Annotated in this window: 14 protein-coding genes and 5 tRNA genes; all 19 read left to right on the forward strand. The window is 49.3% G+C overall.

All coding sequences use genetic code 11. The annotated features are described in order from the left end of the window. Positions 1 to 225: 225 nt before the first annotated feature. On the forward strand, positions 226 to 1,194 hold the full coding sequence (gene birA, locus EDC56_RS18560) for a bifunctional biotin--[acetyl-CoA-carboxylase] ligase/biotin operon repressor BirA (RefSeq protein ID WP_123714096.1): 969 nt from the start codon (positions 226 to 228) through the stop codon (positions 1,192 to 1,194). A gap of 304 nt (positions 1,195 to 1,498) precedes the next feature. Continuing rightward, positions 1,499 to 2,161: an SPOR domain-containing protein gene (locus EDC56_RS18565; RefSeq protein WP_148059466.1), complete on the forward strand. Its 663-nt coding sequence runs from the start codon at positions 1,499 to 1,501 to the stop codon at positions 2,159 to 2,161. Between the two features lie 26 nt (positions 2,162 to 2,187). Then, a tRNA-Thr gene (locus tag EDC56_RS18570) sits at positions 2,188 to 2,263 on the forward strand. A gap of 76 nt (positions 2,264 to 2,339) precedes the next feature. Beyond that, positions 2,340 to 2,423 (forward strand) — tRNA-Tyr (locus EDC56_RS18575). Positions 2,424 to 2,434: 11 nt separating this feature from the next. Further along, positions 2,435 to 2,508: transfer RNA gene (locus EDC56_RS18580), tRNA-Gly, on the forward strand. 15 nt (positions 2,509 to 2,523) lie between these two features. After that, positions 2,524 to 2,599, forward strand: a tRNA-Thr gene (locus tag EDC56_RS18585). 89 nt (positions 2,600 to 2,688) lie between these two features. After that, entirely contained in the window at positions 2,689 to 3,912 is a 1,224-nt protein-coding gene (tuf, locus tag EDC56_RS18590; protein WP_123714098.1) for an elongation factor Tu, read from the forward strand. Positions 3,913 to 3,951: 39 nt separating this feature from the next. Further along, a tRNA-Trp gene (locus EDC56_RS18595) sits at positions 3,952 to 4,027 on the forward strand. A gap of 83 nt (positions 4,028 to 4,110) precedes the next feature. Continuing rightward, entirely contained in the window at positions 4,111 to 4,479 is a 369-nt protein-coding gene (secE, locus tag EDC56_RS18600; protein ID WP_123714099.1) for a preprotein translocase subunit SecE, read from the forward strand. Positions 4,480 to 4,485: 6 nt separating this feature from the next. Continuing rightward, positions 4,486 to 5,019 (forward strand): transcription termination/antitermination protein NusG, encoded by a 534-nt coding sequence (gene nusG, locus EDC56_RS18605; RefSeq protein ID WP_123714100.1) that lies wholly within the window; start codon positions 4,486 to 4,488, stop codon positions 5,017 to 5,019. 77 nt (positions 5,020 to 5,096) lie between these two features. Then, on the forward strand, positions 5,097 to 5,525 hold the full coding sequence (rplK, locus tag EDC56_RS18610) for a 50S ribosomal protein L11 (RefSeq protein WP_123714101.1): 429 nt from the start codon (positions 5,097 to 5,099) through the stop codon (positions 5,523 to 5,525). A 3-nt stretch (positions 5,526 to 5,528) separates the two neighbouring features. Continuing rightward, on the forward strand, positions 5,529 to 6,224 hold the full coding sequence (gene rplA / locus EDC56_RS18615; RefSeq protein WP_123714102.1) for a 50S ribosomal protein L1: 696 nt from the start codon (positions 5,529 to 5,531) through the stop codon (positions 6,222 to 6,224). A 230-nt stretch (positions 6,225 to 6,454) separates the two neighbouring features. Beyond that, positions 6,455 to 6,949 carry a 50S ribosomal protein L10 gene (gene rplJ / locus EDC56_RS18620; RefSeq protein ID WP_123714103.1) on the forward strand — a complete coding sequence of 165 codons (495 nt, stop codon included), beginning with the start codon at positions 6,455 to 6,457 and terminating at the stop codon, positions 6,947 to 6,949. A gap of 68 nt (positions 6,950 to 7,017) precedes the next feature. Further along, positions 7,018 to 7,386, forward strand: coding sequence for a 50S ribosomal protein L7/L12 (gene rplL / locus EDC56_RS18625; RefSeq protein WP_123714104.1), 369 nt, complete (start codon positions 7,018 to 7,020; stop codon positions 7,384 to 7,386). A 219-nt stretch (positions 7,387 to 7,605) separates the two neighbouring features. Beyond that, complete coding sequence (gene rpoB, locus EDC56_RS18630; RefSeq protein WP_123714105.1) at positions 7,606 to 11,688, forward strand: DNA-directed RNA polymerase subunit beta; 4,083 nt, start codon at positions 7,606 to 7,608, stop codon at positions 11,686 to 11,688. Positions 11,689 to 11,759: 71 nt separating this feature from the next. Beyond that, on the forward strand, positions 11,760 to 15,977 hold the full coding sequence (gene rpoC / locus EDC56_RS18635) for a DNA-directed RNA polymerase subunit beta' (RefSeq protein WP_123714106.1): 4,218 nt from the start codon (positions 11,760 to 11,762) through the stop codon (positions 15,975 to 15,977). A 180-nt stretch (positions 15,978 to 16,157) separates the two neighbouring features. After that, a complete protein-coding gene (rpsL, locus tag EDC56_RS18640; protein ID WP_123714107.1) occupies positions 16,158 to 16,532 on the forward strand; it encodes a 30S ribosomal protein S12 in 375 nt (124 codons plus the stop codon). Positions 16,533 to 16,628: 96 nt separating this feature from the next. Further along, positions 16,629 to 17,099: a 30S ribosomal protein S7 gene (gene rpsG / locus EDC56_RS18645; protein WP_123714108.1), complete on the forward strand. Its 471-nt coding sequence runs from the start codon at positions 16,629 to 16,631 to the stop codon at positions 17,097 to 17,099. 69 nt (positions 17,100 to 17,168) lie between these two features. Further along, complete coding sequence (gene fusA, locus EDC56_RS18650) at positions 17,169 to 19,274, forward strand: elongation factor G (protein ID WP_123714109.1); 2,106 nt, start codon at positions 17,169 to 17,171, stop codon at positions 19,272 to 19,274. Positions 19,275 to 19,298: the final 24 nt, after the last annotated feature.

Here is a 19,298-nt window from a genome sequence, read left to right on the forward strand (position 1 = left end):
GTGGGGCTTCCCCATGTGAGAGTAGGTCATTGTCAGGCTCTTATGCTAAAACCCCGTAAGCTAACGCTTACGGGGTTTTTTTATGCCTGGATAAAACGGATGTTATTTCCGTCGCAGTTCATTGCTCGCCAAAGATGTATTGTTAGTGTCAGCTCACTGGTAATAATGAGGTATTGAAAGTAACCTCTTTTGTCGGTTTGAGTGTTTAAATCTATAGGTAGATTGATGACGAATGACGATCTTATAAAAATATTGGCTGATGGTCAGTATCACTCTGGTGAGGCCCTAGGTGATTCACTTGGGATCTCGCGCTCGGCTGCTTGGAAGCAAATTAAGAAACTAAATCTCAGCGGAATGAACATAGAGAGCGTTAAGGGGCTGGGATATAGAGTCGAGGGTGGAATAGATCTACTGTTTCCAGCGGAGCTGTCAGAGCGTTTACGGCTTTCTGGTTCAGAAATTCAATACGACCATCGAGCTGTACTGAGTTCGACAAATAGCGAGCTAATGGCTGCCGCAGCAGATACGGTTGGCTTTCATAAGCAGGCGTTAACCTGTGATATGCAAACAGCTGGCCGTGGTCGTAGGGGACGCTGTTGGGTTAGTCCTTATGCACAGAACATCTATCTCTCTCTTGGTTGGAAATTTGATGGTGGTGCTTCGGTCTTGGAGGGAATGAGTCTCGCAGTCGGTGTGTCGCTAGCGAAGGCGCTAATGTCCCTGGGGATTGAAGGTGTGGCACTAAAATGGCCAAACGATGTGCTAGTGAGTGGTAGAAAGCTTGCAGGTGTGTTGTTGGAGATGACTGGCGATCCTTCAGGGCTTTGCAGCGTAGTTATCGGTATCGGTATAAATGTACACATGAAGGGAGAAGAGCAGAGTATAGATCAGCCATGGATTAGCTGTGATGAGGCTGCTGGAGGGCGAATATCGAGGGCTGAGCTTATTTTTTCGCTTTTGGTAGGGCTTGAAACCATGTTGACAGATTACGAGCAACTGGGCTTTTCTCACTATCGGGATGCTTGGCTTGCCTTGCATGCACATCAGAATAAGCAGGTAGTCGTCACCAGTGGTAATGACACATATGTTGGTGAGGCGTTGGGTGTTGATGAAAGTGGAGCACTACAGGTAAGTCGTGGTAATGAAATAAAGGTATTTCATGGTGGAGAAGTTAGTGTGCGGGGGCAGGCATAGGAGGCCCTGAGGCTAAATAGTGCTTATCAGTAGGTATAATTATCTTTCAGTTATGATATTAATACCTGTTCGTTATTTGCGTGCGGATGGTTGGGCTTGTTTTTAGGTCATGACCGGTAATTCATTGTGGGAACTTGACTATTGTGCTGCTGTTTTGCGTGGCTAGTGAAGTTGCACGACTTTAGCATCAGCTACCCTCACTCGGCAGCGGGCTATTTTAACTTTGGGTGTATTCGACGTTGTGCGCTTAATATTTATTGTCTGTTTAGTGTTTAATCTTGTCTATGTTGGCATAGGCTTATTTTTGCAGCATGGAACTGTCGTCAAGGTGGCGCTTCCGGTAGGGGAGGACTACCAGCCTTTCAAACTGTATAGCGAGCTAGGTGAAAAGGAGCATTCTGCCCTAATGGCGCTGCTCAGGCCTTCGGCAGTTGAGAAGGTTGATGCATCGGAGACGATCTCGGTAATCGATAAGCAAGCAGAGCTTTGTTGGGCTATCGGGCCGATAGGCGACGAACTTACCAAAGGTCAGCTGCAGAATCGTTTTGATGCTGCTGGAATAGATGTCGAATTTAAGGCGTTGCGCAACAAGACCGGCGAGGACTACTGGGTCTATTTAGGTCCTTACTCAAGCAAGAAAGAGGCGCTCCGCAAGCTAAGGCAGCTTCAGGCAAATCAGGTGGATAGCTTCCATATATCAACTGGCGACCTTAAGAATGGTATCTCTTTAGGGGTGTTTAAGAATCGTGCTCGAGCCGACCAATTGCAGCGCAAATATATCTCGCTTGGCTACGGGGTCAAGCTGAAAGTGGTGGAAAGGTTTGGCAGTGTGTTTTGGGCAGTGGGTGCGCAAAATGCAGCGCTAACGATCGATAAAGTGTATGAAAATCTCCATTCAGACTTCTCATACTTAGAAAATAGAAAATTAGTTTGTAAAACACTTGCCAACGCAGAAAGCTTCCACTAATATTCGCGTCGTTCTCAGGGCACAGTGCTGATGTAGCTCAGTCGGTAGAGCAGCTGATTTGTAATCAGCCGGTCGTAGGTTCAATTCCTATCATCAGCTCCATTCTGTTTTGAGAAAGATTGTCATCATTGATGGCAGGCTATTGAGGTAGTAAAAGCATTTGCTTGTACCTCATGTTGGTGGGATTCCCGAGTGGCCAAAGGGATCAGACTGTAAATCTGACGCGAAAGCTTCGGTGGTTCGAATCCACCTCCCACCACCATTATTTATACCGCGGGTATAGTTTAGTGGTAGAACCTCAGCCTTCCAAGCTGATGATGCGGGTTCGATTCCCGCTACCCGCTCCAGTTTTTATATATTTCGCTCTTGTAGCTCAGTTGGTAGAGCACACCCTTGGTAAGGGTGAGGTCGGCAGTTCAAATCTGCTCAAGAGCTCCAAATTTGTATGGACAGGAGAGTACTCTATTTGGGGCTCTCCTGTTTACGCATGGTTTAGTTGATAATTACTCTGTTTGGAGGTCGTCTCGATGGCTAAGGAAAAGTTTGAACGTAGTAAGCCGCACGTAAACGTCGGTACCATTGGTCACGTCGACCACGGTAAGACCACACTTACTGCGGCTCTTACCCGTGTATGTGCTGAAGTTTTTGGCGGCGAAGCTGTTGCATTTGACGGCATCGATAATGCGCCAGAAGAGCGTGAGCGCGGTATCACTATCGCAACATCTCACGTTGAGTATGACTCAACTATCCGTCACTACGCACACGTAGACTGCCCGGGTCACGCTGATTATGTTAAGAACATGATCACCGGTGCTGCGCAGATGGATGGTGCTATCCTAGTTTGTGGTGCGACCGATGGTCCAATGCCTCAGACTCGTGAGCACATCCTGCTTTCGCGTCAGGTCGGCGTACCTTACATTGTTGTTTTCCTTAACAAGGCCGACCTTCTTGCAGAAGATTGTGGTGGCGTTGATTCTGAGGAATTCGAAGAGATGCAAGAGTTGGTCGAAATGGAGCTGCGTGATCTGCTGAGCCAGTACGACTTCCCTGGCGACGACACGCCAATTATCTGTGGTTCTGCGCTGATGGCGCTAAACGGCGAAGATGATAACGAGCTAGGTACTACCGCTGTTAAGAAGCTGGTTGAAGCTCTTGATACTTACATCCCTGAGCCTGAGCGTGCTATCGACGGTGCTTTCATCATGCCGATTGAGGACGTATTCTCGATCTCTGGTCGTGGTACTGTTGTAACTGGTCGTATCGAGCGCGGTATTCTTAACACTGGTGACAGCGTTGAGATCGTTGGTATTCGCGACACTCAGACTACTACCTGTACTGGTGTAGAGATGTTCCGCAAGCTGCTTGACGAAGGTCGTGCAGGCGAGAACGTTGGTGCGTTATTGCGTGGTACTAAGCGTGATGACGTTGAACGTGGCCAGGTACTTTGTGCGCCAGGTTCGATCTCTCCTCATACTAAGTTTGAGGCAGAAGTATACGTGTTAGGTAAGGATGAGGGCGGACGTCACACTCCATTCTTCAAAGGTTACCGTCCACAGTTCTACTTCCGTACCACTGATATCACTGGTGCTTGTGAGTTGCCAGAGGGTGTTGAGATGGTAATGCCGGGTGATAACGTCCAGATGGTTGTTACTCTGATCAACCCAATCGCCATGGATGATGGTCTACGCTTCGCGATTCGCGAAGGTGGTCGTACCGTTGGTGCTGGTGTTGTTGCTAAAATCATCGAGTAATTGATGAAGAGGGGTGGTATACTGCCCCTCCAATTTTATAGGCCACTGGCTCAATTGGTAGAGCATCGGTTTCCAAAACCGAGGGTTGGCGGTTCGAGTCCGTCGTGGCCTGCCATATTTAACAAACCGCCCGCCTTAGGGCGGTTTGTGTTGGTGCGAGATGCACATTAACCTTGAGAAAGAGGCGTTAACCTCTCTATGAACGCTAAAGTAGAAGACCAAGCTAGCAAGTTCGACATCATCAAATGGGTGTTGGTAGTTGCTATTGTAGTTGCTGGTGTTGTCGGTAATACATATTTCTCCGATGAATCTTTGTTGTATAGGGTGTTGGCGTTGATTGTTATGGCAGGGGTTGCGGTGGCAATTGCGCTGCAGACTGCTAAGGGTGCTGCCTTCTGGGGGCTGATTAAAGATGCTCGCATCGAGATACGTAAAGTCGTTTGGCCTACGCATCAGGAGACGTTGCAGACTACATTTATTGTTGTGGCGCTGACTCTAGTGATGGCGCTGATATTGTGGATGCTAGACTCTGTGTTGGGTTGGGCTATCTCGAAAATTATAGGGTAGAGGCTAATGGCTAAGCGTTGGTATGTTGTTCATGCCTTTTCAGGTTATGAAAAACGTGTTCAGAATGCGATTAAAGAGCAAATAGAGCTTAAGCAGATGCACCATCTTTTTGGTGATGTGCTAGTTCCTACTGAGGAAGTGGTCGAGGTACGTGCCGGTCAAAAGCGTAAGAGTGAAAGAAAATTCTTTCCTGGTTATGTCTTGGTCGAAATGGAGTTGTGTGACGAGAGTTGGCACTTGGTCAAAGAGACGCCGCGTGTTATGGGCTTTATTGGTGGTAAGGCCGATAAGCCGGCACCGATCTCCGAGGCAGAGGCTCATACCATCCTTAATAGGATTCAGGATAGCAGCGAGAAGCCTAAGCCGAAAACACTGTTCGAGCCAGGTGAGACCGTCCGTGTTGTCGATGGTCCGTTTAATGACTTTAATGGCAGCGTGGAAGAAGTTGATTATGAGAAGAGTCGACTCAAAGTTGCTGTCTTGATTTTCGGGCGTTCTACACCAGTTGATCTCGAGTTTGGTCAGGTAGAAAAGATTTAGTTTTAACTGTAGCGAAAGCTACTAAGCCGGGAAGCATCATTGTTTGATGCGTTATACCCACATTGGAGAAGGTCGCAATGGCGAAGAAAGTAGAAGCTTATATTAAGCTGCAAGTTGCAGCTGGTAAAGCAAATCCAAGTCCACCAGTTGGTCCTGCATTGGGTCAGCACGGTGTGAATATCATGGAGTTCTGTAAGGCGTTTAACGCTCAGACTCAGGGTATGGAAGCAGGTCTGCCAATCCCAGTAGTTATTACTGTATATGGCGATCGTAGCTTTACCTTTATCACCAAGACACCACCTGCAGCAGTTTTGTTGTTGAAGGCCGCTGGTATCAAGAGTGGTTCAGGTACGCCTAACAGCAAGAAGGTTGGCAAGGTTACCCGCGCTCAACTGGAAGAAATTGCCACTACTAAGATGGCTGATTTAACTGCTGCTGATATGGATGCGGCTGTTCGCTGTATTGCGGGTACTGCTCGCAGCGCTGGTTTAGAGGTGGAGGGATAACTCATGGCTAAGCTAACTAAGCGCCAGAAGGCGATCAATGAGAAAGTTGAACCAGGTAAGCAGTACGCTATTGATGAAGCGGTTGCGTTGTTGACTGAGCTATCAACAGTAAAGTTTAAAGAGTCTGTTGAAATCGCGGTTAACCTTGGTGTTGATGCGCGTAAATCTGATCAGCAGGTTCGTGGTGCGACAGTAATGCCACACGGTACTGGTTCTGATGTACGTGTTGCGGTATTTACACAGGGTGCAAACGCTGAAGCTGCTAAGGCAGCTGGTGCAGAGTTTGTCGGTATGGATGATCTGGCTGCTGAAATCAAAGGCGGCATGATGGACTTCGACGTTGTTGTCGCTAGCCCGGACGCCATGCGTGTTGTCGGTCAGTTAGGTCAGGTGCTGGGTCCTCGTGGTCTTATGCCTAATCCAAAGACTGGCACCGTAACCCCTGATGTTGCTACAGCGGTTAAGAACGCTAAAGCCGGTCAGGTTCGTTATCGCACAGATAAAAAGGGCATCATCCACGGTGCTATCGGTAAGGTTGGCTTTGATGTCACTGCTGTCAAAGAGAACCTTGAAGCTCTAGTGGCTGACCTGAAGAAGGGTAAGCCAGCTTCAGCGAAGGGTATTTATCTTAAGAAGATAACTCTGAGCACTACTATGGGGCCTGGTCTTGTTTTGGACCAGTCTAGCTTAGAGCTGTAATTTCTTTGTTCGCAGTGATGCGAGCAAAGGGTGTGAACTTTGGGGTCTTTAGTTAAGACTGAAGACCATCAAAGACCGTCGGTGCGTAAGCTTAATTGCCTTTGGGCTGCCAACGTAGATGGTTGAATAGGTATTTAATTTACTTATTTTACTGAAATTGCATAGAGACCTTAACAGCTTTCTATGTGCAGAATAGATCGATTTATCGGTCATATTTCAGGAGAAATTTTGTGGCATTAGGACTAGAAGACAAAAAAGCGATTGTCGCTGAAGTCCATGAAGCTGCTAAAAACGCTCTGTCTGCAGTGGTTGCCGATGCACGTGGTGTATCTGTGACTGATATGACAGCTCTGCGTAGCGAAGCTCGTGAGGCAGGTGTAAGCCTTCGCGTGATTCGTAATACGCTAGCTCGTCGTGCCGTACAAGGTACCGATCTGGAATGTCTAGTCGACTCTTTCAGCGGTCCTACTCTAATTGCATTTTCTGACGAGCACCCTGGTGCTGGTGCGCGTATCCTCAAGGATTTCGCTAAAGGTAATGACAAGTTAGAGCTTCGCGCTGCAGCATTCGAAGGTGAGTTAACAGATATTGCTCTGTTGGCCAGCCTACCGACATACGACGAGGCTATTGCTAAGTTGATGAGCGTAATGAAGGAAGCTTCAGCTGGTAAGTTGGTTCGCACTTTTGCGGCCCTTCGCGACCAGAAAGAACAGGAAGCAGCGTAAGTTTTTACTTGCCGCTCCTAATTTAGATTTTAACGAACGAAAGTTCCCAAAGTACTAGGATTTGACAAATGTCTTTGACTAAAGAAGATATCATCAATGCTGTAGCCGAAATGTCTGTAAAGGACGTGGTTGAGCTAATCGAAGCAATGGAAGAGAAATTCGGCGTATCTGCAGCTGCTGTTGCTGCTGGTCCTGCTGCTGGTGGCGAAGCCGCTGCTGAAGCACAGACTGAATTCGACGTCATCTTGACTGACGCTGGTGAGAAGAAAGTATCTGCTATTAAGGCAGTTCGTGCTATCACCGGTCTTGGCCTGAAAGACGCTAAGGCGTTGGTTGACGGCATTCCTGCTACCATCAAAGAAGGCATTCCTAAGGAAGAAGCTGAGCAGATGGTTAAAGACTTCGAAGAAGCAGGTGCTAAAGCCGAGCTTAAGTAAGCTGGCAGTTGCATAAGGCTTTTCGAGAGAAAAGCAGAGAGGCTGGCGGTAATTTCACCGTCGGCCTTTTGTCGTCTCTAAAGGGTAATACTGACAGCGACGTTATTCTATGCCGGTTCAACGGGGTTTAGCCAACCTCTGAGGGAGCAGATCGAACGCGCAAGTGGTGGCGTTTTCCTCGACCATTTAGAGATCTCAATAAACTACTGGGGAGTACTGATGGCCTACTCGTACACTGAGAAAAAACGTATCCGTAAGGATTTTGGTAAACTGCCGCATGTTAAGGATATTCCTTATCTTTTGGCAATTCAGCTGGATTCCTATCGCAATTTTACCCAAAGCGGTATCACCGTAGCTGAGCGCCAAGATGTTGGCTTGCATGCAGCCTTTAAGTCGGTTTTCCCTATCGTTAGCTACTCAGGTAGTGCAGCGCTTGAGTATGTTGATTATGCTCTTGGTGCACCTGTTTTTGACGTTGTTGAGTGTCAGCAACGTGGTGTGACGTACGCGGTTCCCTTGCGCGTCAAGGTTCGCCTTATTATTTACGATAAAGACTCTGCTAATAAGTCCATTAAGGACATAAAAGAGCAGGAAGTCTACATGGGTGAAATTCCCTTGATGACTGAGAATGGTACCTTCGTTATTAACGGTACTGAACGAGTCATTGTTTCACAGCTACACCGTTCCCCGGGTGTATTCTTCGACCATGATAAGGGTAAGACCCACTCCTCAGGTAAGTTGCTTTACTCTGCGCGTGTGATTCCTTACCGTGGCTCGTGGTTGGATTTTGAATTTGATCCTAAAGATCTTGTATTTGTCCGTATCGATCGACGTCGCAAACTACCAGCGACCGTTCTACTTCGAGCTTTGGGATACAGCTCCGAAGAAATGATCGATATGTTCTACGGTGCTGACGAGTTTTCGTTACAGGCAGACGGCACCTACAACTATAAGTTGGTGCCAGAACGTCTGCGCGGTGAAGCTGCAGCCTTTGATCTCAAAGATGCTGACGGTAAGATCATTGTCGAGACGGGTCGACGTATAACAGCGCGCCATATTCGCCAAATCACCAAGCTGAATCTTCAAGAGCTTAATGTGCCTGCGGATTATTTGTTAGGTCGTGCGCTGGCAAAGGATGTGGTGAATACCGAAACCGGTGAGCTGCTGCTTGAGTGCAACACGCTGCTTACCGAAGAGGCGATTGAAGCGCTTGTTGAGGCAAAAGTCCCTGCCGTTGAGACTATTTACACTAACGAATTAGATTGTGGTTCGTTTATTGCCGACACACTACGTACTGATATTACTCGTAGTAGCTTGGAAGCTTTGGTCGAGATCTACCGGATGATGCGTCCAGGTGAGCCGCCGACAAAAGAAGCGGCTGAGACCTTGTTCCAGAACCTGTTCTTCTCGCCTGAGCGCTATGACCTTTCAAGCGTTGGTCGGATGAAGTTCAATCGCCGCTTGGGTCGCGAAGAGTCGGTGGGCGAGGGTACGCTGTCGCGTGATGATATTGTCGATGTTTTGAGGACTCTCGTTGCTATTCGCAACGGTGATGGCATGGTCGATGATATTGATCACCTCGGTAACCGACGCATTCGCTCTGTGGGTGAAATGGCTGAGAACCAGTTCCGTGTCGGACTTGTGCGTGTTGAACGTGCCGTTAAGGAACGCCTGAGCATGGCAGAGTCTGAAGGTTTAATGCCTCAAGACCTGATCAATGCCAAGCCTGTTGCTGCTGCCGTTAAAGAATTCTTCGGTTCTAGCCAGTTGTCGCAGTTCATGGATCAAAACAACCCGCTCTCGGAGGTCACGCATAAACGACGTGTCTCTGCTTTAGGCCCTGGTGGTTTAACGCGTGGGCGTGCTGGTTTTGAGGTGCGAGATGTACATCCAACTCACTATGGTCGTGTATGTCCTATCGAAACACCGGAAGGACCGAATATCGGTTTGATCAACTCGTTGGCCACCTATGCTCGTACCAACGAGTATGGTTTCCTAGAGTCGCCGTATCGAATCGTTAAAGATGGTCATGCGACTGACGAAATTGTTTTTCTTTCGGCAATTAACGAAGCTGAATATGTCATCGCCCAGTCTTCTGCGCAACTCGATGAGAACAATAACCTTATCGAAGACATGGTTAATGTTCGTCACTTGAATGAATTCACCCTCAAGACACCGGGTGAAGTGCAGTATATGGACGTGTCGCCGAAGCAGGTGGTTTCTGTCGCTGCCTCTTTGATCCCGTTTCTAGAGCACGATGACGCGAACCGCGCATTGATGGGCTCTAACATGCAGCGTCAGGCTGTACCGACGCTGAAGTCACAAGCACCAGTGGTTGGTACCGGTATTGAGCGCAACGTCGCGCAAGACTCCGGTGTCTGTGTTGTTGCACGCCGCGGTGGTGTGATTGACTCAGTTGATGCGCAGCGTATTGTTGTTCGTGTTAACGAAGAAGAGATTGCCGATGGCCGTAACGGTGTCGACATCTACAATCTAACCAAGTACACACGTTCTAACCAGAACACCTGTATTAATCAGCGTCCAATTGTTAAGAAGGGTGATGCCGTTAAGCGTCGCGATATTCTTGCTGACGGGCCCTCGATCGATCTTGGTGAGCTGGCACTTGGTCAGAATATGCGTATCGCGTTTATGCCTTGGAACGGTTACAACTTCGAAGACTCGATCCTTGTTTCAGAGCGCGTCGTTAAAGAAGATCGCTTTACCACTATTCACATTCAGGAGCTGACCTGTATCGCACGTGATACCAAGTTGGGAGCAGAAGAAATTACTGCTGATATTCCCAATGTAGGTGAAGGTGCTCTCGGCAAGCTTGATGACTCTGGTATTGTTTATATCGGTGCCGAAGTACTGGGTGGTGATATTCTGGTTGGTAAGGTCACACCGAAGGGCGAGACACAGCTAACTCCAGAGGAGAAGCTGCTACGTGCCATCTTTGGCGAGAAAGCCTCCGATGTTAAGGATACTTCATTACGTGTTCCTTCAAGCGTAAAAGGTACTGTCATCGACGTTCAGGTCTTCACGCGTGACGGTCTAGAGAAGGATTCGCGTGCGAAAGAGATTGAGACTTCGCAGCTGGATAACTACCGCAAGGACTTGCAGGAAGAGTTCCGCATTGTTGAATCGGCGGCACTTGATCGCTTGAAAACTGCATTGCTTGGCGCAACTGTTAGCGGTGGCGCAGGCCTTTCGGCTGGTACTGTTCTCGACGAGGCAAGCTTGAGCGGCCTTGAGGGCGAGCAGTGGTTCCGTCTACGTATGCAGGATGAGTCTCTTAACGAGCTGATCGAAGAATCTGAGAAGATCATGGTTGAGCTCCGTAAGGACCTCGACGAGCGCTTCGAGATCAAGAAAGGCAAGCTACAAAGTGGCGATGATCTCGCCCCAGGTGTACAGAAGATCGTTAAGGTCTACCTTGCTATTAAGCGTCGTATTCAGCCCGGTGATAAGATGGCTGGTCGTCACGGTAACAAGGGTGTTATCTCGGTCATCATGCCGGAAGAGGATATGCCTTACGACGAGAAGGGGCGTCCAGTCGATATCGTACTGAACCCGCTTGGCGTACCGTCACGAATGAACGTTGGTCAGATTCTTGAGACTCACCTTGGCCTTGCGGCGAAGGGGCTTGGTCATCGTATCGGCGATATGCTGGAGCAGCAGCGCGCTGTTGCAGATATTCGCAAGCTACTAGAAGAGATCTACAACACTACCGGTGAGGCCAACCGTAAAGAAGACCTTGATAGCTTTAGCGATCAGGAGATTATCGAGTTAGCTGAAAACCTCAAGACTGGTGTGCCGATGGCTACCCAGGTCTTCGATGGTGCGAAAGAAGCGGAGATCAAAGCGCTGCTGAAACTCGCTCACCTACCAGATAGTGGCCAGCTAGTGTTGAAAGACGGTCGTACCGGTGATGAGTTTACGCGTCCTGTAACCGTTGGTTATATGTACATGCTGAAGTTGAACCACTTGGTTGACGATAAGATGCATGCGCGTTCTACCGGTTCGTACAGCCTTGTCACGCAGCAGCCACTGGGCGGTAAAGCTCAGTTTGGTGGCCAGCGCTTCGGTGAGATGGAAGTGTGGGCATTGGAGGCATATGGTGCCGCCTATACCTTGCAGGAAATGCTGACGGTTAAGTCTGATGACGTTAATGGTCGTACTAAGATGTACAAGAATATCGTAGATGGTGATCATCGTATGGAGCCGGGCATGCCCGAGTCCTTCAATGTTTTGATCAAAGAGATCCGCTCGCTCGGTATCGACATCGACTTAGATACTGAATAAGCCAATCTATTGATTTTATCGGCGGCGGGCCTTGCGGCTCGCCAAGCTGACGCACCGAACGGAGAAAAGCCTTGAAAGACTTATTGAATTTGCTCAAGTCACAGGGACAATCTGATGAATTTGATTCTATCAAGATTGGCCTGGCATCCCCTGAGATGATTCGCTCTTGGTCTTATGGTGAAGTTAAAAAGCCTGAGACTATAAACTATCGTACCTTTAAGCCAGAGCGCGACGGCTTGTTCTGTGCCAAGATTTTTGGCCCAGTTAAAGATTACGAGTGCCTGTGTGGTAAATATAAGCGCCTGAAGCATCGTGGCGTGATTTGTGAGAAGTGTGGTGTCGAAGTCGCATTGGCAAAAGTGCGTCGTGAGCGCATGGGTCATATTGAGCTGGCTAGCCCAGTAGCCCACATTTGGTTCCTAAAATCACTGCCAAGCCGTATTGGCTTGCTACTCGATATGACCTTGCGTGATATCGAGCGTATTTTGTACTTCGAACACTTCGTTGTTATCGATCCAGGCATGACGACGCTGGAGCGTGGTCAGCTACTCAACGATGAGCAGTACTACGAAGCAATGGAAGAGTTCGGCGACGAGTTTGTCGCTAAGATGGGGGCTGAAGCGGTACAGGCCCTTATGTCGAGCATGGATCTTGAGGTAGAGGTTCGCGATATCCGCGAGGCGATGCCACTAACCAACTCTGAAACTAAGATCAAGAAGCTCTCTAAGCGACTGAAGCTTATGGAAGCCTTCCAAAATTCTGGCAATAAGCCAGAGTGGATGATTCTTGAGGTTCTACCGGTACTGCCGCCCGATCTTCGCCCGTTGGTACCGCTTGATGGTGGTCGTTTCGCGACTTCTGATCTTAACGATCTGTACCGTCGAGTAATCAACCGTAACAACCGTTTGAAGCGTCTACTCGAGCTCAACGCGCCAGATATCATTGTACGCAACGAAAAGCGTATGTTGCAGGAAGCCGTTGATGCGTTACTGGATAACGGTCGTCGTGGCCGTGCTATCACGGGTTCAAATAAGCGTCCGCTGAAGTCTCTTGCCGATATGATCAAAGGTAAGCAGGGTCGCTTCCGTCAGAACTTACTTGGTAAGCGTGTCGATTACTCCGGTCGTTCGGTTATCGTGGTTGGTCCGACGCTTCGACTGCATCAGTGTGGTCTGCCTAAGAAGATGGCGCTAGAGCTATTTAAGCCGTTTATCTATGCCAAGTTAGAGGCACGTGGTCAGGCGACTACGATCAAGGCGGCGAAGAAGCTTGTTGAGCGTGAGCCAGCGGAAGTCTGGGACATTCTAGAAGGCGTTATTCGCCAGCACCCAGTGCTACTTAACCGAGCACCGACATTGCACCGTCTTGGTATCCAAGCCTTCGAGCCTGTATTGATCGAAGGTAAGGCGATTCAATTGCACCCATTGGTCTGCGCGGCATACAACGCCGACTTCGATGGTGATCAGATGGCGGTACACGTACCGCTGACGATTGAGGCTCAGCTTGAGTCTCGTGCTTTGATGATGTCGACGAACAACATCTTATCGCCAGCGAACGGCGACCCAATCATCGTGCCTTCGCAGGATGTGGTATTGGGGCTTTACTGGATGACCCGTGAGCGCATTAACGCCAAAGGTGAGGGCACTTACTTTGCCGATATGGCAGAAGTAACACGCGCGTTTGGTTCGCACCAAGTTGATCTGCAGGCTAAGGTCAAGGTTCGTATCGAAGAAGCTATTTTTGATGAGGCCGGTGAAAAAATCGTTTCTCAGCGCATCGCCGATACAACGGTGGGTCGTGCTCTGCTTTGGCAGGCTGTGCCAGATGGACTTCCGTTTGATGCGACAACAGTCAACCGCGACATGACCAAGAAGGCCATTCAGCAGGTTTTGAACGAGTGTTATCGTAAGGTTGGTCTGAAAGCGACGGTTATTTTTGCCGATCAGCTGATGTATACCGGATTTGAGTACTCGACTAAGTCGGGTGCCTCGATCGGTGTTAATGACTTCGTCATCCCGGATGAGAAGAAAGTCATCATCGCAGACGCTGAAGCTGAAGTGAAAGAGATCGAAGACCAGTATGCATCTGGTCTAGTGACGCAGGGCGAAAAGTACAACAAGGTGATTGATATTTGGTCGCGCACCAACGACTTGGTCACCAAGAAAATGATGGAGACGTTGGAAGTGGAGAGTGTCATCGATCGTGATGGCAATGAAGTCCAGCAGAAGTCCTTCAACTCTGTCTTTATCATGGCCGACTCCGGTGCTCGTGGTTCGCAGGCGCAGATTCGTCAGCTCTCTGGTATGCGTGGCTTGATGGCCAAGCCGGACGGCTCGATCATTGAGACGCCAATCACGGCTAACTTCCGTGAAGGTCTTAACATCCTGCAGTACTTTATCTCGACTCACGGTGCTCGTAAGGGGCTAGCGGATACCGCCTTGAAGACGGCGAACTCGGGATACTTGACGCGCCGCCTGGTCGATGTGGCTCAGGATTTGGTTGTTACTGAAGACGATTGTGGCACTGAGAACGGTCTCACCATGACGCCTGTTATCGAGGGTGGTGACATCATCGAAACTCTTGGTGCGCGGGTACTTGGTCGTACCGTCGCTCGTGACGTTCTTAAGCCTGGTAGCGACCAGATTGCAGTCACTGCCGGCACCTTGATCGACGAAAAGTGGGTTATACGCCTTGAAGAGTTTGGTATTGATGAGGTACTGGTACGCTCTGTAATTACCTGTGATACATACCACGGCGTATGTTCAAGCTGTTACGGTCGTGATTTGGCTCGTGGTCACCGTGTTAATGCCGGTGAGTCAATTGGTGTTATTGCCGCGCAATCAATCGGTGAGCCCGGTACACAGTTGACGATGCGTACCTTCCACATTGGTGGTGCGGCCTCACGTGCTACCGCCGCCGATAGCGTACAGGTTAAGCAGTCGGGGACGATCCGCTATGTCAACGTTAAATCAGTAGATAAAGAAGACGGTAGCTGTATTACCGTTTCTCGTAGCTCTGAAATTACCGTTGCCGACCTAAATGGTCGCGAGCGTGAGCGTTACAAGCTACCGTTTGGTGCCATCATCAACGCCAAAGATGGAGCGAAGATCGAAGCTGGTGATATCGTCGCTAAGTGGGATCCGCACACGCACCCAATCGTTACCGAGGTGGGTGGTATCGCGAAGTTCTCCGGAATGGAAGAGGGTATTACCGTCCGCACCATTACTGACGAGCTGACTGGCTTGAGCAGTATCACGGTTATCGATCCAGCCGAGCGTCCGTTGGCCGGTAAAGATATTCGACCTGCTGTTACACTGGTTGACGCCTCTGGTGTTGAGGTTTGTATTGCCGGTACTAACGTACCCGCACACTACTTCTTGCCAGCGAATGCGATCCTACAGATGACCGATGGCAGTGATGTGAAGTCAGGCGACGTTCTGGCACGGATACCGCAGGAAGGTTCGAAGACCCGTGATATCACCGGTGGTCTGCCGCGTGTTGCCGATCTGTTCGAGGCGCGTAAGCCGAAAGAGCCAGCTATTTTGGCGGAAATTACCGGTACGATCAGTTTCGGTAAGGAAGCCAAAGGTAAGCGTCGACTGGTCATTACGCCACTCGAAGGACAGGAAGGGCCAAATGGCGCGGATCACTATGAACTGTTGATCCCGAAATGGCGCACCATGTCTGTGTTTGAAGGTGAGACGGTTGAGAAGGGTGATGTGGTTTCTGAAGGGCCACCAAGTCCACACGATATTCTGCGTCTTAAGGGTGAGGAGGTGCTTGCGCGCTACATCACTACTGAGATTCAGGAAGTTTATCGCCTACAGGGTGTTGGTATTAACGATAAGCATATTGAGGTTATCGTTAACCAGATGCTGCGTAAGGTTGATATCACGGACTCAGGAGACTCCAGCTTCATCAAAGGTGAGCAGGTAGAGTACGTTAACTTAATCAGAGAAAATGCCGCGCTGATTGCTGACGGCAAGTTCCCTGCTAAGTATGAGCGTGTGTTGCTAGGTATCACTAAGGCATCGTTGGCTACTGAGTCGTTCATCTCGGCGGCCTCGTTCCAGGAGACGACGCGTGTTCTTACTGAGGCAGCCGTTACTGGCAAGCGTGATTACTTACGCGGCTTGAAAGAAAACGTGGTAGTCGGTCGTTTGATTCCGGCCGGTACTGGCTTGGCATATCATGCTGAGCGTAAGCGTAAGAAAGACGAAGTCTTGACTCGTGGACAGGGCATCTCTGCCCTCGAAGCAGAGCAGGCTCTGTTCGAGGCCCTGAAGTAATTCAAGGCTGAATAATTCAGAGTGGGGGGGTGATAGCCTTCGCTCTGCTTGACGAAAGCGGTCAGGCCAGATAATATCTGCCTCCGCTTTTTCAACGAGAGCGGGATGATCAATACCGATCATCTTTTTGTAATGTTTTAGTGCAATGATGCGCTGAAATTATATTTGGAGTCCATATCTATGGCAACGATCAACCAGTTGGTTCGTAAGCCTAGGAAGCGTAAGGTCAAAAAGACTGACGTTCCGGCTCTGCAGGCTTGTCCGCAGCGTCGTGGCGTATGCACACGTGTTTATACAACCACTCCTAAGAAGCCGAACTCAGCGCTACGTAAAGTATGTCGTGTTCGTCTGACTAATGGTTTTGAAGTTACCTCCTACATCGGTGGTGAAGGTCATAACCTGCAGGAGCACAGTGTTGTGCTGATTCGTGGCGGTCGTGTTAAGGATTTGCCGGGTGTGCGTTATCACACCGTTCGTGGCGCCCTCGACACCTCTGGTGTAGCAGACCGTAAGCAAGGCCGTTCTAAGTACGGTACTAAGCGTCCTAAGTCATAAATCAATCCTGGCTTTTTCGGTGTCAACTGACACGAAGAGAAAGTAAGGCCAAACGGTCACAAGACACGTTTTGGAATAACCTGAAGAGAGCAAGACATGCCTAGAAGACGCGTTGTCGCTAAGCGTGAGATCCTACCAGACCCTAAGTTTGGTGATGTCACGCTAGCTAAGTTTATCAACCACGTAATGATTAGTGGTAAGAAGTCGGTTGCAGAGCGCATTGTTTACAAAGCGCTGGACCAGGTTGCAGAGAAAAGCAGCAAGCCGCCAGTAGAAGTATTCATCGAGGCGTTAGAGAATATCGCGCCTATGGTTGAGGTTAAGTCGCGTCGTGTTGGCGGTGCAACTTACCAGGTGCCCGTTGAAGTGCGTCCATCTCGCCGTCAAGCGCTAGCTATGCGCTGGTTGGTTGAGTACTCCCGTAACCGTGGTGAAAAATCCATGCAGCAGCGTCTAGCTGGTGAAATCCTTGATGCTTCACAGAGCAAGGGTGCAGCGGTTAAGAAGCGTGAAGATGTTCACCGTATGGCTGAGGCCAACAAGGCGTTCTCTCACTACCGCTTCTAAAGCTCGTAGATTGACTGGGGCATTTTTGCCCCAGTTTAATTTTGGCTTTAATAAACTGGAGATCGTGACGTGGCACGTCAGACCCCAATAAGCAAATACCGTAATATCGGTATATGTGCGCATGTAGATGCTGGTAAAACCACCACTACAGAGCGAGTTTTGTTCTATACCGGCCTTTCCCATAAAATTGGTGAGGTTCACGATGGTGCAGCCACCATGGACTGGATGGAGCAAGAGCAGGAGCGCGGTATAACTATTACCTCTGCAGCAACTACTTGTTTTTGGCAGGGTATGCAGCAGCAGTTTGATCAGCATCGAATCAATATTATCGACACCCCTGGGCACGTAGACTTTACCATCGAGGTAGAGCGTTCTCTGCGCGTGCTTGATGGCGCTGTGGTTGTGTTATGTGGTTCATCAGGTGTGCAGCCGCAGACCGAAACGGTGTGGCGTCAAGCAGATAAATATGAAGTTCCTCGCTTGGTGTTCGTCAACAAGATGGATCGAGCTGGAGCAGACTTTGGCATGGTTGTTGAGCAGCTAAAGACCCGCTTGGGTTGTAATGCTGTGCCATTACAAATGACCATTGGAGCTGAAGAAGAATTTAAGGGTGTTGTCGATCTTGTAAAAAACAAGGCAATACTTTGGAATGAGGCTGATCAGGGGATGACCTTCGATTATGCTGAGGTGCCTGCCGATATGGTCGAGCAGGTCCAAGAGATGCGTGAGTACATGATGGAGTCCGCGGCAGAAGCCAACGAGGAGCTCATGGAAAGGTATCTCGAGGAAGGGGAACTGACTGAGTCTGAGCTAAAGTCTGGCTTAAGGGCGCGCACCCTTGCGAATGAAATTGTGCCGGTTATCGGTGGTTCGGCCTTTAAAAACAAAGGCGTTCAAGCGATGTTGGATGCGGTGGTCGAATATATGCCGTCTCCTGAAGAGGTTAAAGCAATCGATGGTGAGCTGGAGGATGGCTCACACATCATTTGCGAGGCAAAGGATGATGCGCCTTTTGCGGCCTTAGCCTTTAAAATCGCGACTGACCCTTTTGTTGGCACGCTGACCTTCTTTCGGGCTTACTCTGGCACGCTGAAAAGTGGCGATGCTATTTATAATTCGGTTAAGCAGAAGCGTGAGCGGATTGGTCGGATGGTGCAGATGCACTCAAATGATCGTCAGGAAATCAAAGAGGTCTTGGCTGGCGATATTGCGGCGGCGATCGGCCTAAAAGATGTGACAACCGGCGACACGCTTTGCTCGATGGATCATAAGGTCGTGCTCGAGCGTATGGAGTTTCCTGAGCCTGTCATCTCGGTAGCTGTTGAGCCGAGGACAAAGGCGGATCAGGAACGGATGGGCATGGCGCTAGGTAAGTTGGCGCAAGAAGATCCATCGTTTAGGGTTGAGACTGACGAGGAGTCGGGGCAGACGATTATCTCTGGTATGGGTGAGCTGCACCTAGATATCCTTATTGATCGTATGCGTCGTGAGTTTAGTGTCGAGGCGAATATCGGTAAGCCGCAGGTCGCCTATCGCGAAACGATTCGCAATACTTCTGATATTGAAGGAAAGTTTGTGCGTCAGTCTGGCGGGCGAGGGCAGTATGGTCATGTCTGGATCAAATTTGAGCCAGCTGATGATAGTAATGCCGAAGAGTTAGAGTTTGTTAGCGAAATCGTCGGTGGCTCTGTGCCTCGTGAGTATATACCGGCAGTGCAGAAGGGTATTGCTGAACAAACTAAGAATGGCGTATTGGCGGGCTATCCTTTGCTGGGTATCAAGGCTACGCTTTACGATGGTTCGTTCCACGATGTTGACTCGAATGAAATGGCTTTTAAGGTTGCGGCAAGCATGGCAACCAAGAAGTTGAGTGAGCATGGTGGTGCAGTGCTGCTTGAACCGATAATGAAGGTTGAGGTGGTTACGCCGGAGAATTATATGGGTGACGTCGTTGGTGATTTGAATCGGCGTCGCGGTATAATTGGCGGCATGGAAGATGGTCCTTCTGGCAAAGTGGTAACTGCAGAGGTACCGTTGGCTCAGATGTTTGGCTATGCAACTGATTTACGTTCTGCGACTCAGGGGCGTGCGACATATGCTATGGAGTTCGACAAATATGCCGAGGCTCCAAAGAATGTTGCAGATGAAATAATTGCAAAAAACACCGGTAGATAACGGCGTTATATTTAACACTTATAT

The sequence above is a fragment of the Sinobacterium caligoides genome (assembly GCF_003752585.1).
GTDB classification, from domain to species: Bacteria; Pseudomonadota; Gammaproteobacteria; order Pseudomonadales; family Sinobacteriaceae; genus Sinobacterium; species Sinobacterium caligoides.